General features: G+C 36.0%; 16 protein-coding genes and 8 tRNA genes. 4 read left to right on the top strand and 20 right to left on the bottom strand.

The features are described from left to right. The first annotated feature begins 68 nt into the window (after positions 1–68). Positions 69–503, top strand: coding sequence for an NUDIX domain-containing protein (locus tag LDP15_RS06915; protein WP_042230105.1), 435 nt, complete (start codon positions 69–71; stop codon positions 501–503). A gap of 33 nt (positions 504–536) precedes the next feature. On the opposite strand, the gene fabI is transcribed toward LDP15_RS06915, so the two are convergent. Continuing rightward, positions 537–1,289: an enoyl-ACP reductase FabI gene (gene fabI, locus LDP15_RS06920; RefSeq protein WP_012897290.1), complete on the bottom strand. Its 753-nt coding sequence runs from the start codon at positions 1,287–1,289 to the stop codon at positions 537–539. A 274-nt stretch (positions 1,290–1,563) separates the two neighbouring features. On the opposite strand from fabI, the gene fabZ reads away from it, so the two are divergent. After that, the gene (gene fabZ, locus LDP15_RS06925) at positions 1,564–2,019 is read left to right on the top strand and encodes a 3-hydroxyacyl-ACP dehydratase FabZ (protein WP_003130498.1); all 456 of its coding nucleotides are present in this window, start codon (positions 1,564–1,566) and stop codon (positions 2,017–2,019) included. Between the two features lie 67 nt (positions 2,020–2,086). On the opposite strand, the gene LDP15_RS06930 is transcribed toward fabZ, so the two are convergent. From LDP15_RS06930 to LDP15_RS06945, 4 genes are all read right to left on the bottom strand, one after another. After that, entirely contained in the window at positions 2,087–3,205 is a 1,119-nt protein-coding gene (locus tag LDP15_RS06930; protein WP_012897289.1) for a M20 family metallopeptidase, read from the bottom strand. Positions 3,206–3,219: 14 nt separating this feature from the next. Next, positions 3,220–4,029: an ABC transporter substrate-binding protein gene (locus tag LDP15_RS06935; protein ID WP_010905441.1), complete on the bottom strand. Its 810-nt coding sequence runs from the start codon at positions 4,027–4,029 to the stop codon at positions 3,220–3,222. Positions 4,030–4,224: 195 nt separating this feature from the next. Further along, positions 4,225–6,303, bottom strand: coding sequence for an excinuclease ABC subunit UvrB (gene uvrB / locus LDP15_RS06940; RefSeq protein WP_225513501.1), 2,079 nt, complete (start codon positions 6,301–6,303; stop codon positions 4,225–4,227). A gap of 10 nt (positions 6,304–6,313) precedes the next feature. Continuing rightward, positions 6,314–6,775, bottom strand: a complete 462-nt coding sequence (locus LDP15_RS06945; RefSeq protein ID WP_370632359.1) for an RNA pyrophosphohydrolase — start codon at positions 6,773–6,775, stop codon at positions 6,314–6,316. A gap of 147 nt (positions 6,776–6,922) precedes the next feature. Here LDP15_RS06945 and def point away from each other — a divergent pair, with 147 nt between their 5' ends. Further along, positions 6,923–7,558: a peptide deformylase gene (gene def, locus LDP15_RS06950; RefSeq protein ID WP_003130816.1), complete on the top strand. Its 636-nt coding sequence runs from the start codon at positions 6,923–6,925 to the stop codon at positions 7,556–7,558. 142 nt (positions 7,559–7,700) lie between these two features. On the opposite strand, the gene gap is transcribed toward def, so the two are convergent. After that, positions 7,701–8,714: a type I glyceraldehyde-3-phosphate dehydrogenase gene (gap, locus tag LDP15_RS06955; protein ID WP_003130818.1), complete on the bottom strand. Its 1,014-nt coding sequence runs from the start codon at positions 8,712–8,714 to the stop codon at positions 7,701–7,703. Between the two features lie 172 nt (positions 8,715–8,886). Here gap and LDP15_RS06960 point away from each other — a divergent pair, with 172 nt between their 5' ends. After that, the gene (locus LDP15_RS06960) at positions 8,887–9,357 is read left to right on the top strand and encodes an Rrf2 family transcriptional regulator (protein ID WP_003130820.1); all 471 of its coding nucleotides are present in this window, start codon (positions 8,887–8,889) and stop codon (positions 9,355–9,357) included. 159 nt (positions 9,358–9,516) lie between these two features. Here the strand turns inward: LDP15_RS06960 and LDP15_RS06965 are convergent, their stop codons facing one another. From LDP15_RS06965 to LDP15_RS07030, 14 genes are all read right to left on the bottom strand, one after another. Beyond that, complete coding sequence (locus LDP15_RS06965) at positions 9,517–11,763, bottom strand: ATP-dependent Clp protease ATP-binding subunit (RefSeq protein ID WP_012897283.1); 2,247 nt, start codon at positions 11,761–11,763, stop codon at positions 9,517–9,519. Positions 11,764–11,813: 50 nt separating this feature from the next. Beyond that, complete coding sequence (locus LDP15_RS06970; RefSeq protein WP_012897282.1) at positions 11,814–12,152, bottom strand: hypothetical protein; 339 nt, start codon at positions 12,150–12,152, stop codon at positions 11,814–11,816. A gap of 283 nt (positions 12,153–12,435) precedes the next feature. Continuing rightward, positions 12,436–13,728 (bottom strand): MFS transporter, encoded by a 1,293-nt coding sequence (locus LDP15_RS06975; RefSeq protein ID WP_015425904.1) that lies wholly within the window; start codon positions 13,726–13,728, stop codon positions 12,436–12,438. Between the two features lie 421 nt (positions 13,729–14,149). Continuing rightward, positions 14,150–14,710, bottom strand: a complete 561-nt coding sequence (locus tag LDP15_RS06980; RefSeq protein WP_015425903.1) for a MurR/RpiR family transcriptional regulator — start codon at positions 14,708–14,710, stop codon at positions 14,150–14,152. A gap of 113 nt (positions 14,711–14,823) precedes the next feature. Next, positions 14,824–15,984, bottom strand: coding sequence for an RNA polymerase sigma factor RpoD (gene rpoD / locus LDP15_RS06985; protein WP_026138868.1), 1,161 nt, complete (start codon positions 15,982–15,984; stop codon positions 14,824–14,826). Positions 15,985–16,243: 259 nt separating this feature from the next. Continuing rightward, the gene (gene dnaG, locus LDP15_RS06990; RefSeq protein WP_015425902.1) at positions 16,244–18,157 is read right to left on the bottom strand and encodes a DNA primase; all 1,914 of its coding nucleotides are present in this window, start codon (positions 18,155–18,157) and stop codon (positions 16,244–16,246) included. 178 nt (positions 18,158–18,335) lie between these two features. After that, a tRNA-Ser gene (locus LDP15_RS06995) sits at positions 18,336–18,423 on the bottom strand. Positions 18,424–18,465: 42 nt separating this feature from the next. Next, positions 18,466–18,539, bottom strand: a tRNA-Ile gene (locus LDP15_RS07000). 26 nt (positions 18,540–18,565) lie between these two features. Continuing rightward, a tRNA-Gly gene (locus LDP15_RS07005) sits at positions 18,566–18,636 on the bottom strand. 10 nt (positions 18,637–18,646) lie between these two features. Further along, positions 18,647–18,719: transfer RNA gene (locus LDP15_RS07010), tRNA-Phe, on the bottom strand. Positions 18,720–18,726: 7 nt separating this feature from the next. Then, positions 18,727–18,800 (bottom strand) — tRNA-Ile (locus tag LDP15_RS07015). A 12-nt stretch (positions 18,801–18,812) separates the two neighbouring features. Then, a tRNA-Met gene (locus LDP15_RS07020) sits at positions 18,813–18,886 on the bottom strand. Positions 18,887–18,923: 37 nt separating this feature from the next. Continuing rightward, a tRNA-Pro gene (locus LDP15_RS07025) sits at positions 18,924–18,997 on the bottom strand. Positions 18,998–19,002: 5 nt separating this feature from the next. Then, a tRNA-Arg gene (locus LDP15_RS07030) sits at positions 19,003–19,076 on the bottom strand. Positions 19,077–19,114 lie beyond the last annotated feature (38 nt).

A 19,114-nucleotide genomic window follows, 5' to 3' on the forward strand; every position in this document is an offset into this window, starting at 1 on the left:
ATTTATTCCCCTGATAATATTGAACTGATAACCTTGTCAGTAAAAATATTTTATGCTAGACTGAATCTATGAAAACTTCTGGAGCGTTTGTCATTTGCCAAAATGACGAAGATAAAATTTTATTAGTCAAACGTCGAGATTTTCCTCTCTGGGATTTACCGGGCGGACGTGTTGAACGAGCAGAAAAAATTGAGCAAGCTGCCATTCGTGAATGTTTTGAAGAAACAGGATTTATAATTAAAATCAATGACTTATCAGGAATTTATTTCAATCCTGAACTTGATGACCGTCAGTATATTTTTTCTGTAAAAATCATCGGTGGACATTCTATTGATTATGGGGAAGAAACTGCTGCTGTCCGCTTTTTCTCACCAAACCACTTGCCCTTTTTCATGATTCCTCATCGGAAAATGCAAATAAAAAATCTACTGACAGACTCAACAACAGTAATTCATCAGGAAATTCATGATTCTTGGCTAGTAAAATATATAAAAAAACACTGACAGAAATTCTGTCAGTGTTTTTTTATATTTGTCTTATGTTAAATGAACACCTTTATCAACATAAACAATATCACCAATGACACCTGAGGCAAGTGGGCTAACAAGGAAAGCGGCAGTTTGACCAACTTCATCAATTGTTACACCAACACCATCGGCTGTACGGCTGTCAGATTCTTTAATCAAATCTTTGTAACCTGAAACTCCAGAAACCGCAAGTGTTTTAATTGCTCCTGCAGAAATTCCGTTCACATGAACACCTACATGTGCCATTTCAGCAGCAAGATAACGAACTGTAGATTCAAGAGCTGCTTTAGCAATTCCCATAACATTGTAGTTAGGAATGGCACGAACTGAACCCATGTAAGTCAAAGTTACGATACCAGAACCTTTTTTTAGCAATGGTTTTGCTGCTTTAGCAACAGCAAGCAAGCTGTAAGCTGAAATATCTTGAGCAAGGGCATAACCATCGCGAGAGATATCTGTAACATTTCCACCAAGCTCTTCTTTTTTAGAGTAAGCAATAGCATGAACAAGTCCGTCAATTTTACCGACACGTGCCTCAATTGTACCAAAAGCACGACGAATAGATTCATCAGAAGTTACATCACATTCAATGAGCAAATCTTCTGGTTCAGCCAATTTAGCTAATTGTTTTTCCATTCGTTCATTTTGGTAAGTATAAATTAATGTTGCACCTTGATCTTTCATTGCTTTAGCACAGCCCCAAGCAATAGATTTATTGTTAGCAACACCCATGATAACAATTTTTTTACCTTCTAAAAACATAAATAAAATAAGTCCTTTTCTTTAAAATAATCAGGTTTAAGCGACTAGCAAATAAAAAAAAATAAATTTAATCACTTTACCTTTACAAGTCATATAAAAAAGTTGACACTCTCACAAGAAATTGATAATATTAATTGTAAAAGGTTTTGTATATCAAAATACTTGATACATAAAATTTTAACTTAAAAATGTTGAACTGTCAAGTTAGAGTGATGGCTCTTTTTCCCTGATACTCGGGCTTTTCATTAATTTTTAATAAGAAAAGGAATAAAAAATGACTAAAAAATACGCTATGACTGCTACAGAAGTGATGGAAGTTATTCCGAACCGCTATCCTATCATGTTTATTGACTACGTTGATGAAATTTCTGAAAATAAAATTGTTGCAACGAAAAATGTAACGATTAACGAAGAAGTTTTTAATGGACATTTCCCTGGTAATCCAACTTTCCCTGGTGTTTTGATTCTTGAATCACTCGCTCAAGCTGGTTCAATTTTGATTCTCAAAAAAGAAGAATTTCAAGGAAAAATGGCTTATATTGGTGGAATTGATAAAGCAAAATTCCGTCAAAAAGTCACTCCTGGTGATGTAATGAAACTTGAATTTGAAATTACAAAATTCCGTGGAAAAGTAGGAACTGCTGATGCCGCAGCTTATGTTGATGGTAAAAAAGTAACCACTTGTCAGTTCACTTTCATCGTTGATGAAGCAGCTGAACAAACAAACTAAAAAAAATTTACTGACAGTCTTTGTCAGTAAATTTTTTTATTATATACAGGATTTGTCAGTAAATATCTTAACTCTCCTGCATTTTTTTAATAAAGGATTGTAAAATTTCAATATGTTCTTCCAACTTTTCAAGAATAATAGATTCATTTGCAATGTGGCATTGTTCATGCTGTCCTGGCCCAAAAACAACCGTTCTAATCCCAACATTTTCAAAAAATCCTTGATCATTAGAACCCGAAGCCGCCGTTGTTTTCGCGCCAGATAAGTCTGTCAGTAACTGAATGAATGGAGCTTGATTATCGGTCAAAGTTGATAAAACAGGTGTCACAATATCTTCATAAGTAAAATGATACTGCACAGCTAACTCACTCATGACTTGCTCAAATACCTCTTCCAATTCAGGAGTTAAACGACAGTCAACCACAAGTTCAGCGAAGTCGGCTGTTTTATTAGGAGAATTTTCATCCCCAGAGAGAATTGATGTCACTACAAAAGTTGGCAGACCAAGCTGACTATTTTTGTAAATTTTCAAGTCTTCAACGATTTGCTCAATATTTTCTAGAAAATAAGTAACCGCCCCTAAAGCGCTTTGCTGAAAATGTTCTTGTACAGAAGCATGACCAGCCTTCCCAGAAAAATGTAGCTTCATAAAATGATTTCCACGTTGCCCAATATAAATCTTCTCTAAATCAGTTGGTTCTGCAATAATGCAACAAGCTGAGTCATAGCTCCAATTTTCACTAAAATAACGAGCAAAATCTTCTGAACCCTTACCATCAAGTTCTTCGTTAGCCGTCCCCACGACCCAAATATCTTGACTTAAATCTTTACCAATAAAACTTGCAGCAGCAAGTAAGTTTCCAACATCGCCACCTTTCATATCACTCGCACCAAGTCCAAAGAGTTTTCCCTCTTCTACTCTTGCATCGGTAGGCGAAAATTTCCAGTCAGCTAAATGACCTGAAACGACAGTATCAACATGCCCAGTTAAGATAATGGCTTCTTTTTTTTGTTCTTTTTTACCTTTTGCTTTAATTTGTCCGGCGACAAAAGTTTCTTTGCGAATAACAAAATCAAATTGCTTCTCAATAAACCATTTTTCAAGAAATATTAAAATCTCTTCTTCATTTCCTGAACTTGACGGAATATTAACCAAACTTTTTAATAAGTCTACAGCTTTTTCCATAAATTTCCACCAAACTATTTATTATTTTCAGAAAGCGTGTAGTTCTTTTGAATATCTTTATTAATTTGTCCATTCTTCAATTCTTCTTTAATGACAGAATTGACAACCTTTGTTAATTCATCTGAACCTTTAGGAAGTGCAACCGCTGAACCATAACTATCTTTTGGCGTTTTTACGTCCACATTAGCAATCGCTAAATCTGAATTAGCTGCGACGTAACTCTTAGCAATAAGGTTTTCAATCACGGCTCCTTGAACTTGTCCCCCTTTGACTTCATTGATTTCATCGCCAATTTGTGGCAAGGCAATCTCTGTTGCTCCTTTGAATTGACTGGTTACAATTCCTTCTTGAGTTGACCCTTTTTGTGCCGCTACTTTTTTACCTTTGAAATCATCTACTGAACGATATTTACTTAAATCAGATTTTTTCACAACTAAATAATTACTTGCTGTATAATATACATCTGAGAAATTGACAGATTTTTCACGACTAGGTTCCTTTGAAATTCCCGAAATCGCAATATCTGCTTTTCCTGTATTTAAACTAGCTAAAACATTGTTAAAGTCCATGCTTTCAATTTTCACTTTAACCCCTAGTTTTTTACCAATAGCATTGGCCAAATCAACATCAGAACCTACCACTGTATTCTTACCATCTTTAATAATTTGGAATTCAAAGGGTGGATAATCTGGAGATAAAGCAACTTTCAATACGCCAGCTTTTTTTACTTTATCCACTTGATTAGTAGCCGATTTTCCATTTCCACAAGCTGCTAATGTTGCTACTGCGGCCAAACCGACCATTCCCAATGCTAATTTTTTCATCTTCTTGTTCATCCTTAAACCTCTTTTATAAATAGAATAAGTATAATTATACATTTTAAAATTATTTTGTCAAGAATTTTTGCATATTTATATTATAATTATTTAAAAAACAAAGATTTTTAGATAAAAACTGTACTTTTATACTTAAGGCAAAATAAAAATTCACTCAATGAGTGAATTTTTATTAATTATTAATCAATCCATTGCACGTAATTCTAATACCATATCACGTAACTGAGCAGCTCCTTCAAAGTCGAGGGCGCTAGCCGCTTGTTGCATTTCTTTTTCAAGTTTTTTGACTAATGCTTTACGTTCTTTCTTAGTCATCGCACTTGCATCAACTTCTTCAATCTCACCAGAATCAGTTTTCTTAGTAATGGCAATCAAATCACGAATTTCTTTTTTGATCGTTTGAGGTGTGATTCCTTGTTCTTCATTATAAGCCATTTGAATTTCACGCCGGCGGGCTGTTTCATCCATCGCATGTTTCATTGAACGCGTTATTTTATACTTTTGACCCTCGTATTCTGTATAATAACCACTATCTAAGATTTCTTTATCCGCAGCATCATTTTCATCAAGGGCTTTAGCCATATCAGAATAAAGAATAACATGACCTTCACTATTACGTGCTGCACGACCAATGGTCTGAATCAAGCCACGCTCATTACGTAAAAATCCTTCTTTATCAGCATCCAAAATCGCTACTAAAGAAACTTCTGGCACGTCTATCCCTTCACGAAGCAAATTAATTCCCACCAGAACATCAAAGACTCCTAAACGCAAATCCCGAATAATTTCGGTTCGTTCTAATGTTTTGATATCCGAGTGCATATATTTAACTTTTATCCCCATTTCCTTAAAATAGGCAGTTAAATCTTCTGACATCTTTTTAGTCAAAGTCGTGACGAATACTCGTTCGTTTTTCTCAGCTCGTTTATGAATTTCACCAACTAAATCATCGATTTGTCCCATCATTGGTCGAACTTCTACGACAGGATCTAATAGACCTGTTGGACGAATAATTTGTTCAACAATGGTATCGGTCTGCTCCATCTCATAATCCCCAGGGGTTGCTGAAACATAAACAATTTGATGCACATGACTTTCAAATTCTTCTCTTTTTAAAGGACGGTTATCGAGGGCTGAAGGCAGGCGGAATCCATAATTACAAAGCATTTCTTTACGGGCTCTGTCACCGTTATACATTCCTTTTACTTGCCCCATTGTCATGTGTGATTCATCAATCATAATCATGAAATCATCAGGAAAGAAATCAAGCAAAGTATAAGGAGGTTCGCCTTCCTCGCGCCCATCCATATGACGTGAATAGTTTTCGACCCCATTACAATAACCCATTTCACGGAGCATTTCGATATCGTAGTTGGTTCTTTGTTCTAAACGTTGAGCCTCAAGAAGTTTTCCTTCTGAGCGGAAAACTTTTAATTGTTCTTCTAATTCTGCTTCTATCTTGGCAATTGATTCTTCCATACGGTCATCATTTGTCATGAAATGTGTCGCTGGGAAAATTGCCAAATGGTCCACTTCACCTAAAACTTGTCCGGTCAAAACTTCAATTTCACGGATACGGTCAATTTCATCACCGAAAAATTCAACACGAAAGGCATGTTCATCACGAGAGGCTGGAAAAACTTCTACAACATCCCCACGAACTCGGAAACAGCCCCGTTGAAAGTCAATATCATTTCGCTCAAATTGAATTCCTACCAAATCATTTAAAAGTTGGTCACGAGAAATTTCTTGACCTGGGCGCAATGAAACCACCGAATCTTGATACTCTTTGGGTGAACCCAATCCATAAATACAAGAAACTGAGGCCACAACAATCACATCATTACGTTCCAATAAGCTTGAGGTCGCACTATGACGCAATTTATCAATTTCATCATTGACCGAACTGTCTTTTTCAATATAGGTGTCAGAACTTGGCACATAGGCTTCGGGTTGATAATAATCATAGTAGGATACGAAATACTCAACTGCATTATTTGGAAAAAACTCTTTAAATTCACTGTATAATTGACCAGCCAGTGTTTTATTATGAGCCATAACAAGAGTAGGTTTACCTGTCCGTGCAATCACTTGACTCATGGTGTAAGTTTTCCCTGTTCCTGTTGCTCCACGTAAAATTTGAGCTTTTTCCCCATTCTCAATATTATCTACTAACTCAGCAATCGCCTCACCTTGGTCACCGGCTGGCTCATATTTTGAAACAAGTTCAAATTTATTATCTGTTATTCTTTCTATAGCCATTCTTTTTCCTTTAATTCTTTTCTATTATCTTTGAAAAATAATCTAATGCTTGATGATAAACATCATTTTTAAAGCCAAAATCCATTTTACGAATTTCAGAAAGTCCTAAAAATTGATAAGTTGAAAATTCAATTTCTTCAGGATGGCTTTCAAGATTAATTTTTGCTTCTTCATGCAATCGGATAAGAAAATAATGTTGTTCTTGGCCAGCATAAGTCCAAGTTGGAAATTTCATCTCTTTAGGAAAATCATATTTTAAAGTTCCTGGATATTGTCCAATGATTTCAAACTCTTTTGTGCCAATTTCTTCTGAGAGTTCTCGAATAATGGCTGTCTCTGGTTTTTCACCAGCTTCAATTCCACCTTGTGGGAAGCCCCAGCTCATCCCGTCTGCTCGTTTACCTAGCCAAATTTTGTTTTCTTTATTGAGAATAATGGCTGCAACATTTTGTCTGTATTCTTTCATTTTTATCCTCTTTTTAGTATTAGGTTTACTGAATTCTATAGATGTAAAATTTGTCTTATTATTAATCTTCTAATACAATTTTACCATTTTCATCGCTAAAAATATGCTATAATTAATCTATATTCAAAAAAAGATAAGGAAGTTTTATTAATAATGAATCGTGATGAAATTCAAGCAAATTTAATCAAAGCAAGTCACATGATTAGCATGGACGATATTATTCGTGAAGGTTATCCAACTTTACGTGAAGTGGCAAATGATGTAACCTTGCCATTGTCAGATGAAGACATTATCTTAGGAGAAAAAATGTTGCAATTCTTGCATAATTCTCAAGATCCTGTCATGGCTGAAAAAATGGGGCTCCGTGGTGGAGTTGGACTTGCAGCAAACCAACTTGGCTTGCTCAAAAAAGTCATCGCCGTTTTGATTCCAAATGAACCTGAAGTTGATGAAGATGGAAATGAAATTCCACCTAAAGAAGCTTACAAAATGCGTGAAATCATGTATAATGCAAAAGTGGTTAGTCACTCTGTTCAAGATGCGGCTGTTGAAGGCGGCGAAGGTTGTCTTTCTGTTGACCGTGAAGTTCCAGGTTACGTCGTTCGCCATGCTCGTGTAACTGTGGAATACTACAACAAGGAAGGCGAAAAGAAAAAAATTCGCTTAAAAGATTTCCCAGCAATTTGTGTTCAACATGAGATTGATCACACTAATGGTGTTATGTTCTATGACCACATCAATATGAATGACCCTTGGGAAATTAAAGACGGTATGATTATTGTTAAATAATCGCCAAATTTACTGATGAATTTATGAATAGAAAAATTACTGACAGAATTTCCGTCAGTAATTTTTTATTTCATTTTCTACTTTTTAATTCTTGTCAGTAAAAGTTACTGACAAGTTTTTAGAAAATGATAAAGGTAAATTATTATTTAGCAATTTTTGCAAAATATTCAAGAGTACGAATCAATTGAGCAGTGAAACTCATTTCATTATCATACCAAGCAGCTGTTTTAACTAATTGTCCACCGTCTTTGAGGTCAGTCACTTCAGTTAATGTAGCATCAAAAAGTGAACCGTAAGCCATACCGATAATATCAGATGAAACAATTTCATCAACATTATAGCCAAAGCTTTCATCAGCGGCAGCTTTCATTGCTTCATTGATTTCGTCAACTGTAACGTGTTTTTCAAGTACAGTAACAAGTTCGGTAATTGAGCCTGTTGGAGTTGAAACACGTTGAGCATGACCTTTCATCAAACCAGAAAGTTCAGGCAAAACAAGACCAATTGCTTTAGCCGCTCCACTTGATGCTGGAACAATGTTTTCGGCAGCAGCACGCGCACGACGGAAGTCTCCACCACGATGTGGACCATCAAGGGTCATTTGGTCACCAGTATAAGAGTGAACGGTAGTCATTGTTCCACCTTTAACACCAAAGTTTTTATTTAAGGCATCCGCCATTGGTGCTAAACTATTTGTAGTACAAGAACCGGCAGAAATAACTGTTTCAGTTCCATCAAGAATTGTGTGGTTTGTATTGAAGACAACAGTTTTAACATCATTTCCACCAGGTGCTGTAATCAAAACTTTCTTAGCTCCACCAGGATGCAAATGTTTTTCAGCTTTTTCTTTAGTCGCAAAGAAACCTGTGGCTTCAAGCACAATTTCAACACCAGAATCAGCCCATTGAATGTCTTCTGGGTTACGTTCAGCCGTAACTTTCACAAATTTTCCGTTGACATCAAAACCATCTTCTTTGACTTCAACAGTCCCTTTAAAACGTCCTTGAGTTGTATCATATTTTAGCAAATGTGCAAGCATTGCTGGGTCTGTCAAATCGTTGATATGCGCAACTTCAACTCCTTCGACTTCTTGAATTCGACGTAATGCCAAACGTCCAATACGACCAAAACCGTTAATACCAACTTTAACTACCATGATGTAGTCCTCCGTTTTTTTATTTAGATGATGAGATTCTTCTCTTTTTTTGCTATAATAGAAATAAATAATTATAGCTATTAGAGATATCTCTTATCTCTAATATAAATGATACTACTTTTTTACCCTAGTGTCAATCTTTTTTAATTTAAAATGTTTAAGGAGCTTCATCATGAAATTATCATCTGGTTGGGAACAATCTGTTTATGTATTACTTATTTTGGCACGACTTCCTGAAAATCGGACCATGTCATCAATTGCACTTGCCAATCGTCTCAAAGTTTCGCCTTCATATCTCAAAAAAATTATTAAATCTTTAGTTGATGAGGGACTTTTACGATCTACTCCAGGGAAAAATGGCGGTTTTTCACTCAATAAAGACCTTCATGATATTAGTTTTTACGATGTCTTTTTGGCCATCGAAGGACGGGGTCGAATTTTTCAAAGTCAAGGTCTTTTGCAAAATTTTATTGGTTCAGAGTCTGGCAAAGCAAAGCGTTGTGCCATTACAAGCGCTCTTGATGAAATTGAAAATACGCTTGTCAGAACACTATCAAATGTTTCACTAGCCCAAGTTGCTGACGAAACTCAATATAATTATAATCTTGGTTATCTTGATGAGTGGATTGATGAAATGGATTAAAGAATTTACTGACAGAGCTGCAATTCATTACGAACAATGAAGTTACAAATAGAAAAATTGCTGACAAGATTCATGTCAGCAATTTTTCATTATTTCTTTATTTCATTGTTTCATTATTTTATTTTTTCTGTCACTAAAAATTTTACTGACAGAACTATTTTATTCAGCAGGAACTTCTTCATCAGTCGTTTCTGCTGCTTCTTGAGCTTGATTAGAGATAACAATTTTATCATCAATCAAATCAGCAACCAATTCTTTGTATTCAGGGTGTTCAATATAGAAGTCAGCAATTGAATCTTCGATATTTTCTTGAATTGTTCTACGAAGTGGTCTTGCACCCATTGCTGGATTGTAACCTAAATCAACTAATTTTTCTTTTGCTGCTTGAGTGACACTAAGATGAATATCATTACGTCCAATTTGTTCGTTGACTTCATCAAGCATCAAATCAACAATTTTAAGGAGATTTTCTTTGCTCAAAGCAGAGAATTCAATAATTCCGTCAAAACGGTTCATGAATTCAGGGCTAAAGAAATCGCCAAGTTGACCAAGCACTGATTTAGTTCGTCCCTCACGAGCAGCACCAAATCCGACAGAGGCTTCAACTTTACCAGTTCCGGCATTAGAAGTCATAATAATCAAACTATCTTTAAAGGATACTGTCCGTCCTTGTGCGTCTGTCAGACGTCCATCTTCAAGAATTTGTAAGAACATGTGCATCACATCTGGATGTGCTTTTTCGATTTCATCTAATAAAATCAAACTGTAAGGATTACGACGAACACGTTCAGTCAATTGACCAGCTTCTTCATAACCCACATATCCTGGAGGGGCTCCAATCAATTTGGCCACCGAATGTTTTTCCATGTATTCCGACATGTCAAAACGAATCATACTTTCGCTTGAGCCAAATAATTCTTTAGCCAATTGTTTAGCAAGTTCTGTTTTACCAACACCTGTTGGACCAACGAAAAGGAAAGAACCAATTGGACGATTAGGTTTACCAAGTCCCACACGAGAACGACGGATAGCTTTAGCAATCTTATCCACTGCTTCATCTTGCCCAATCACATGTGCTTTCAAATCATCAGCCAAATTAATCAATTGGGTTTGTTCTTTTTCTTTCAAATCACCAACTGGAATATGTGTTTTTTGCTCAACAATTTGTTCAATATCTTTTTCAGTGATGACAGGAATTTCATCATCTGAAACTTCATGATTTTGTAATTCACGAAGTTTAGTGATTTGGTCACGGAAATGAGCGGCTTTTTCAAAATCTTCAGCCTGTGTTGCTTCATTTTTCTTCGTTTCTGCATCCGCAATCCGACGATTAATATCTTCAGGATCAACAAATTTCAAGGTTAGATTTTTCTTAGAACCAGACTCATCCAAAAGGTCAATGGCTTTATCTGGTAAGAAACGGTCTTGAATGTAACGATTTGACAAATGAGCGGCTGCTTCAATAGCCTCATCAGTGTATTTCACGTGATGATAATCTTCATAACGTGCTTGAATGCCTCGCAAAATAGTAATTGTTTCATCAACTGATGGTTCATCGACTTTAACTGGTTGCATCCGACGTTCAAGCGCAGCATCTTTTTCAATGATGCGATATTCATTGAGCGTTGTTGCTCCGACCAATTGAAGCTCACCACGCGCAAGCGCAGGTTTTAGGATATTTCCTGCATCCATATTGCCATCACCGGCAGAACCAGCACCAACAATTTCATGAATTTCATCAATAAACATAATCACATCATTACGTTTTCTGATTTCATCCATTAATTTTTGCATCCGTTCTTCAAATTGTCCACGAATTCCTGTTCCTTGAACAAGAGAAACAACATCAAGACGAATCACTTCTTTATTTTGTAGTTTTTGCGGCACATCTCCGTCCACAATTTTTTGCGCTAAACCTTCAACAACTGCTGTTTTACCAACACCAGGTTCACCAATTAATACAGGATTATTCTTAGTCCTACGATTTAAAATCTCAATGACACGTTTAATTTCTTCATCACGCCCAATCACTGGGTCAATTTCGCCACGACGAGCTGACTCTGTGATGTTAATTCCAAATTCTTCTAACATTCCTTTAGGTTGTTTTGCCCGAGGATTTTGTGGACCGCGCGGACCACGTCCACCTGTTTGTGTTGGTGGAGTTTGAGTGCTTGCTGCTCCATTAAAATCTTGACCGTGCAAAGCACTAAAGATATCATTAAATGGATTAAATGGTTCATCAGAATTTCCATTTGAGGCATTTCCTGCGCCAAATAAAGCTTCTTGACCGCCAGATTTCATAATTTGATAACAGTTTTGGCACAAATCAATTTGTTTTTTCTGACCATTTACACTTGTGTAAAGGTGAATCGTCGCTTCATTAATATTACAATTTTGACAAAGCATCGCTTTCCTCCTCTTAATTCTCAGTAATTAATTTTAAACTAATTTTCTCTTCACGGTTTGGAAGGAGTTAATCTAAAATCAGGACCAACTTCGATGTAAAGTTTTTTATATTTGAAATTTTTTGTGGTGATGACTAGAACTCGCTCATTATTTCGGACATCCCAAAACTCATTTTCACCGTTTTCTCTGAACCAACCGCCATAGTACCAAGCGTTAGTTCCTGCTACTTTTTTATAGAATTTTGGTTTTTTCATATCAGATACAAGTTGAACAGATTCCAAATTTTCCGGGTCAATCTTGATATGTTTTCTTAAAGAAAGAACTTTTCTTGCTCCTCTAAGTTCAATATCAATGCCACCATTTTTTTCAAAATAGACAGTAGTCGTCATTTTCTCTCCTTATTTATAATTTAAGTGATAACGGTTACTTTTATTTTACATCAAATTTAAAAAATCAATAAATCATTTCTCCCTTTTAAAATAAAAAGTTTGACCATATTTGACCATTGATAAATTTATTATAATCATTTTAGGAAAATTTAGCAAGTCTTTTGAACTTTATAAATAAATTTTTAATAAAAAATACTGACAAAGCTGTCAGTAGAGCCAAAATATAATATAAAAAATTTAGCTTTTCCTTCTAGGTTTGTCAGTAATTTTTTTATTTTGTCAGTTAGCCTGCATCATCAATTTTCTTATATAATCGATTTTGATGAACCAAGATATAAATTGAAGCAAGAATGGCAATGCCGGCAAAAATATAAACAATGATATTTCCTGCTGACCAGCCATATGCTTGAACAAGCCAACCAATAACCAGAGTAGCTGTCACTTCACCAATAATGTACTGACAGAACCCCATCGTACCCGTTGACATTCCATTGGCAAATTTTGGGACAGCTTCATTGACCATCAGCCCGACAATCGTTGCTGGAGCATAAATGAAAGTTCCCATAATTAATAACACAATAATAATCAAAGTATGATTGGTCGCTGCAAAATAAGTAATCAGACAGGCAAGCATGGCAATCAATGAAACCAAAACCATAATGGCCCGACGGCCTTTAAGTAAATCAGTGATAAATCCGATGATAATAACCCCAGGTACAGCTGCAAGTTCAAAAATTCCTGTCAGCCATTTTGCTGTTGAATTATCAAATCCTTTGACATTAACCAGATAGTTTGGAATCCAACTCATAATTCCATAACGAACGACATAGATTGACAATGAGGTCAAAATGACCGCCCACACGAGTTTATTTTTGACAATGTATTCAAAAAATATTTTAAAAACATTGTCATTAGAAACATCGCCTTCAACAATTTCTCCGTCTTTAATGACCACTTTGTCGCCAGAATATTCTTCAATTGTCGGTAATCCTTTCGTCGTTGGACGGTCAGAACCCAGAAATAAAACGATAAGAGCAATGACAATCGAAACAATTGATGCTGTCCAAAAACTCCATTGAAGCGAAGCGCCGAAAAAGAAAGCAGATAAATTAATGACAGCCACACACATGAAAGCTCCAGCATTATGAGCTGATGACCAGATTGAAAATGCTGTCCCACGCGCCATAATCGAACCTTTTGCTTTGCGGCCAAACCATAAACCGACTAAACGCTGACAAGCCGCAGCTCCCATACCTTGCATAACCGAGTTAAGTAACATCAAAAAGACAATCATCCCAAAACTTTGGGTTGTTCCATAAAGCGCATTGATAATCGCTGACACAATCAATCCTGTTGCCACATAACGGTTTGGATTGGCACGGTCAGCTAAAGTCCCCATAATCAGCTTTGAAATTCCATAGCCAATCCCAAACATGGAGAGAATTGTCCCAATTTGTCCCATCGAAAAACCATAAGCCTTGGAAATATCATTTTGTTGAACTGTAAAAATCAATCGAATAATATAATAACCAATATAAACGATTGCCGTCGAAATTAAAACTCGAGTTTGCCACATTTTATACAACCGGGGAACTTTTTCCTCTGATATTTTTTGCTCCGCATCTGGAGCGGGTTTTAAGAATCCAAACTTTTTGAATCCCCTTTCATTTTGATGAATTAATTATAACCCACTCCTATTTGAAATAAATTCCTGATTAAGCCATAATTTCAGGAATTTATTTTTAAATCAAAAAAATTTACTGACAGAATATAATCGTCAGCTTACATTACAATCTGTCAGTAAATCTCTAGCACTCAAACAATTGCACCGTATTCTTTATACTGTTTGTAAAGTTGGATTAAAAGGTGAATAATTAATTCTAAGGGGAGCATATTATTATAATCAACAAGGATTTTCCCTGACAGGTTCCTTTGATAAGCAAGCAAAAGCAAATCACTTTGTTCAACCAGCCTACTCTTATAGTTACCAGTAATAGCTAAAACTTTTTTCCATCTCTTTTGGCCTTCTGTGCTGTTGCCACAATCAAATCTGTTTCACCTGATAAACTAAGACCAATTACAAATGTATTTCTAGGCAAATTTTCAAGATATGCTTGCATATTATCTTGATATAAGCTGACAGCTTTAACATCTAAAAATTGCAAATCTCTCGCAAATGAGTCAGCTATCCGAACAGATAATCCTCTTGAAATAATCACGACTGAAGCTGCATGAAAAATATTTTCAACAACTTTAGCTAAGTTTTCACTCTCTAGCAGCCTTACTGTCATTAATAATTCTTCAATATTTTCAGAGACAACTTGATTTGCATCTTTTGTCAGCCCATAAATCCAATCATTTCTATTTAATTTTTGTTTTTCCATATTTTTGTATTCAGAAAATCCAGAAAAATTTTTCTTTTTCAAAGTTCGAATAATTGATGACGGACTGACATGGGCAGATTCAGCAATTTGAGCAACCGTCATTTGAATTATTTTTGCTTTATTTTCTTCTAAATAATTCCAAATATAAATTTCGACACTAGTTAAATGGTTCATAAAACTCCTCTGAATAAAAAATAATTTTATATAATACAAACTGAATCATAATACATATTATCTCTAAAAAATATAAAAAAACTTACTGACAGTTTCATCAGCAAGTTTTTAAATTACATAAAGTCACGCAACGGTTTAGAACGACGTGGGTGACGAAGTTTTTTGATTGCTTTTGCTTCAATCTGACGAATACGTTCACGTGTCACTTTGAATTGTTTACCAACATCTTCCAAAGTATGCATGCGTCCATCATCAAGACCGAAACGCATTCTCAAAACATTTTCTTCGCGGTCAGTCAAAGTATCCATGACTTCATCTAACTGCTCACGTAAAAGAATACGGTTTGTATAATCAACAGGTGATTCGATTACATCATCCTCAATGAAGTCACCAAGATGTGAATCATCTTCTTCACCGATAGGTGTTTCGAGTGAGACTGGTTCTTGAGCAATTTTCAGAACTTCACGAACTTTATCTGGCGCCATGTGCAACTCTTTACCAATTTCTTCTGGTGAAGGATCGCGTCCGAGTTCTTGCAAAAGATTACGTTGAACACGAATCAATTTATTGATCGTTTCAACCATATGCACTGGAATACGAATCGTGCGGGCTTGGTCAGCAATCGCACGTGTAATTGCTTGGCGAATCCACCATGTGGCATAAGTCGAGAACTTGAATCCTTTTGTATGGTCAAATTTATCCACAGCCTTCATCAAGCCCATATTTCCTTCTTGAATCAAGTCCAAAAATTGCATTCCACGTCCAGAATAACGTTTTGCAATTGAAACAACCAAACGCAAGTTGGCTTCGGCAAGCATTTGTTTCGCAAATTCTGCCCCTTCACCACCAGCAATAATTGCTTCAGCAAGTTTTGTTTCTTCATCAAGAGAAATCAATGGATAACGACCGATTTCTTTAAGATACATGCGAACAGGATCATCGATACGAACATTCGTAACAATTTCATCCATTGCAGTATCTGAAACTTCTTCTTTTTCAATTTCATCAGTGACAAGAGCCAAAGGACTTGGATTTCCATCTTTATCCACAATTGAAATTCCTGCATCTTGAATTTGTTTAAACAAGTCTTCAAGCGCATCATCAACAATCCCAAATTTAACAGAAAGTTCATCCATGATTTCTTCATCAAGTGCTTCACCCAAAGGTTTACGTTTGGTAATATAGCTTTTAACTGCTTTTTCATAAGCTTTTACGTTAAAAGTATCACCATTTTCTTTGACTTCAACTCTTGCTAATGTCTTAGGACTATCCATCTTTTCAACAACAACAGGTTTAACATTTAATGCTTCAAGAAGACGACGTTCTTCACCAGGTCCAACTGAACTTGAATGTGATTTTACAAGTAAGCCAATTTCTTGAGCCTTCTCAACCAAAACACGGTTTTGAACGCCAGTTTCTTTTGAAATTTGACTTATTCTTTTTTTATTTGCTGCCAATTCGCTCCTCCTCTTTGGGTAAAACTACTGACAAAACTGTCATTAAATAGACTAGCCAATTGTCAGTAAAAAATTATCATAATTTTTTCTTTTGGTTAATAATCTGAAGGGTTAACTCTAAGACACGTTCTTTGTTTCCTGCTTTCTCAGCAGTTGCCAACTGTTGAATGAGTTCTTCAAATTTTATTTGTTCCATTTCATTAGAAAAAATGGAAACTAAGTCATTGATTTCCTGACTTGATGCTGTATCAGGCAAATCTAAACTTATAATCTGGTAAAACAGACTACGTTCTTCGTCTGACAGCTCACTTGCTAAGTGTGATTCATCAATTTGCTCATAAACCATTGCTTCAAGCAAGATTTTATCAAATAAATCCTGATAACGTTTATGGACGAATCTAAAATTTTCATCTTGAGAAAATTTTTTCAAAACTGATGAATGATAAATCATTCGATGGAGTAGCATTTCTTCAGCCTTTTCCGAACGTGACAACTTAGGAACCTGAACAGATTGTTGAACAACTTGAGCCGATTCACTTCTTCTGTAAGTTTGTTGAGTTTTAACATTATTCTCATAATAAGCCTCCTCAAAATCTACAGGCATGACCGATTCAAGACTAGAATAATCATTTTCGTCAGTAAAACTTTCAGTCAAACTTGAAGCATCTAAATTACTGACAGGATGGTCAGTAATTGTCATATTTTCACGCCGTAAATTTACAGCCTGCTCCACTTGATTATACTCGAAATCAGGCAAAATCTCAACTAATTTTCTTATATAGGCATCCTGAGCCGTAATCGATGGAAGCTTTGCAATCATTGGTGAAATCTGTTCAATAAAATCAAGTTGCGTTTGTAAATTAGCAAGGTTTTCAGGTCTCAAATAATCAATTAAAAATTCAATGGGTTGAATACGCCCCGTTTCCATTAAGGCAGATAATCCCTTCAAACCATAATTTTTAGAATACTCATCTGGATCAAGTCCTTCTGGAACCTTTACAATCTGCACAGCAGATTCACCAATCAAATCAATGGCCTTATAAATTGCATTTTGCCCAGCCGAATCCCCGTCATATACTAATACGAATTTTTTTGCCATTTGTTTCAAACGGCGGACGTGTTTTTCGGTTAATGCCGTCCCCATTGAGGCAACAACATTATTTATTCCAGCTTTATAAGCCGCAATAACATCCATAAAACCTTCCATTAAATAGACTTCATGCTTCCTTGAAATTGTTGGTTTTGCTTTATCTAAATTCCAAAGTTCATAAGATTTATCAAATATAGTTGTTGCTGAAGTATTAATATATTTGGCTTTAGAATCATCATTTTCCTGCCATTTACGTCCAGAAAAACCAATTGTATGTCCATATTCGTTGGTGATTGGAAACATGATTCGATTCGTAAAAGCATCAAACACTTTATTATTTGAGAAATGAAATAAACCAGACTTTGCCATAATTTCTTCATCAAACTTATTTGATAAGTTTTTAAAAATAAAATCATTTTCTTCAGGAGCTAAACCAATATTAAATCTCTTGATTACATCATCAGTAATCCCCCGCTCCTCAAGATATTTCCTAGCCCGTTCACCCAACTCCGTTGACATCAATAGAATATTGTATAAACGAGCAGCCTGGTTATTAATTTCAAACAATGGAGCATTTGGATTATTTTTTTCTTCTCTATCATCAGAAATGTTAAGAGTAACTCCTGCAAAATCAGCCAGTTCCTTAACGGCATCAACGAATCCAACCTGATTGTATTCTTTTAAAAACTCAATCGCATCACCAGAGCGCCCACAACCAAAACAATGATAAAAACCTTTTTCAGCATTTACATTAAAGGAAGGAGTTTTCTCACCATGAAAAGGACATAAACCAATATAATTCTTACCTGTACGACTTAAAGCAACATACTGTGAAATTAAATCAGCAATATTAACTTTTGACTTTAAATCATTAACAACCTCAGTGTCAAGTGAAACCATAATTTTCCCCTTCTTCCCTACGATTAATCATAAAAGTAATCTCATAAAATAAGTATAACACTTCAGAAAGGTTCTTAATCATCATTCATTTTCTAAAATAAATATAACTTACGAAATCTTACTGATTTTATGGCTTTAAAGTCTAAAAGACGCCTATTAAAGAATAGGCGTCGAACAAAGGGGGGTAAGGGATTCGAACCCTCGCGCCGGTTTCCCGACCTAACGATTTAGCAAACCGTCCTCTTCAGCCTCTTGAGTAACCCCCCATAGGCTTATTAACAATGAATAGATACCTTACATATCCATTATGGGAATTCCAGGATTCGAACCTGGGACCCCTGCGTTATCAACACAGTGCTCTAACCAACTGAGCTAAACTCCCAATTTATTGTTTTCAATTGAAAACTAAGCGGATGACGAGAATCGAACTCGCGTAGCCAGCTTGGAAGGCTGGGGTTCTACCATTAAACTACATCCGCTAACAAAGAATGGCGCGAGACGGAATCGAACCGCCGACACATGGAGCTTCAATCCATTGCTCTACCAACTGAGCTACCGAGCCAAAGATATGGATCTTGCTGGATTCGAACCAGCGACCGATCGGTTATGAGCCGATAGCTCTAACCAACTGAGCTAAAGATCCAGCTGATAAATATAGCGGCGAAGGGGATCGAACCCCCGACCTCTCGGGTATGAACCGAACGCTCTAGCCAGCTGAGCTACACCGCCATTTTTGACATAAGTCAAATTGATGTAAAAACATCAATCGGGAAGACAGGATTCGAACCTGCGACACCTTGGTCCCAAACCAAGTACTCTACCAAGCTGAGCTACTTCCCGTTATATGCAAGCGGTAGGATTCGAACCTACAACCGCCTGATTCGTAGTCAGGTACTCTATCCAGTTGAGCCACGCCTGCAAATAACATTTTTATAAATAACTAGTAATAATACTAGT

It is taken from the genome of Lactococcus sp. SK2-659, assembly GCF_020218185.2.
GTDB classification, from domain to species: domain Bacteria; phylum Bacillota; class Bacilli; order Lactobacillales; family Streptococcaceae; genus Lactococcus; species Lactococcus lactis.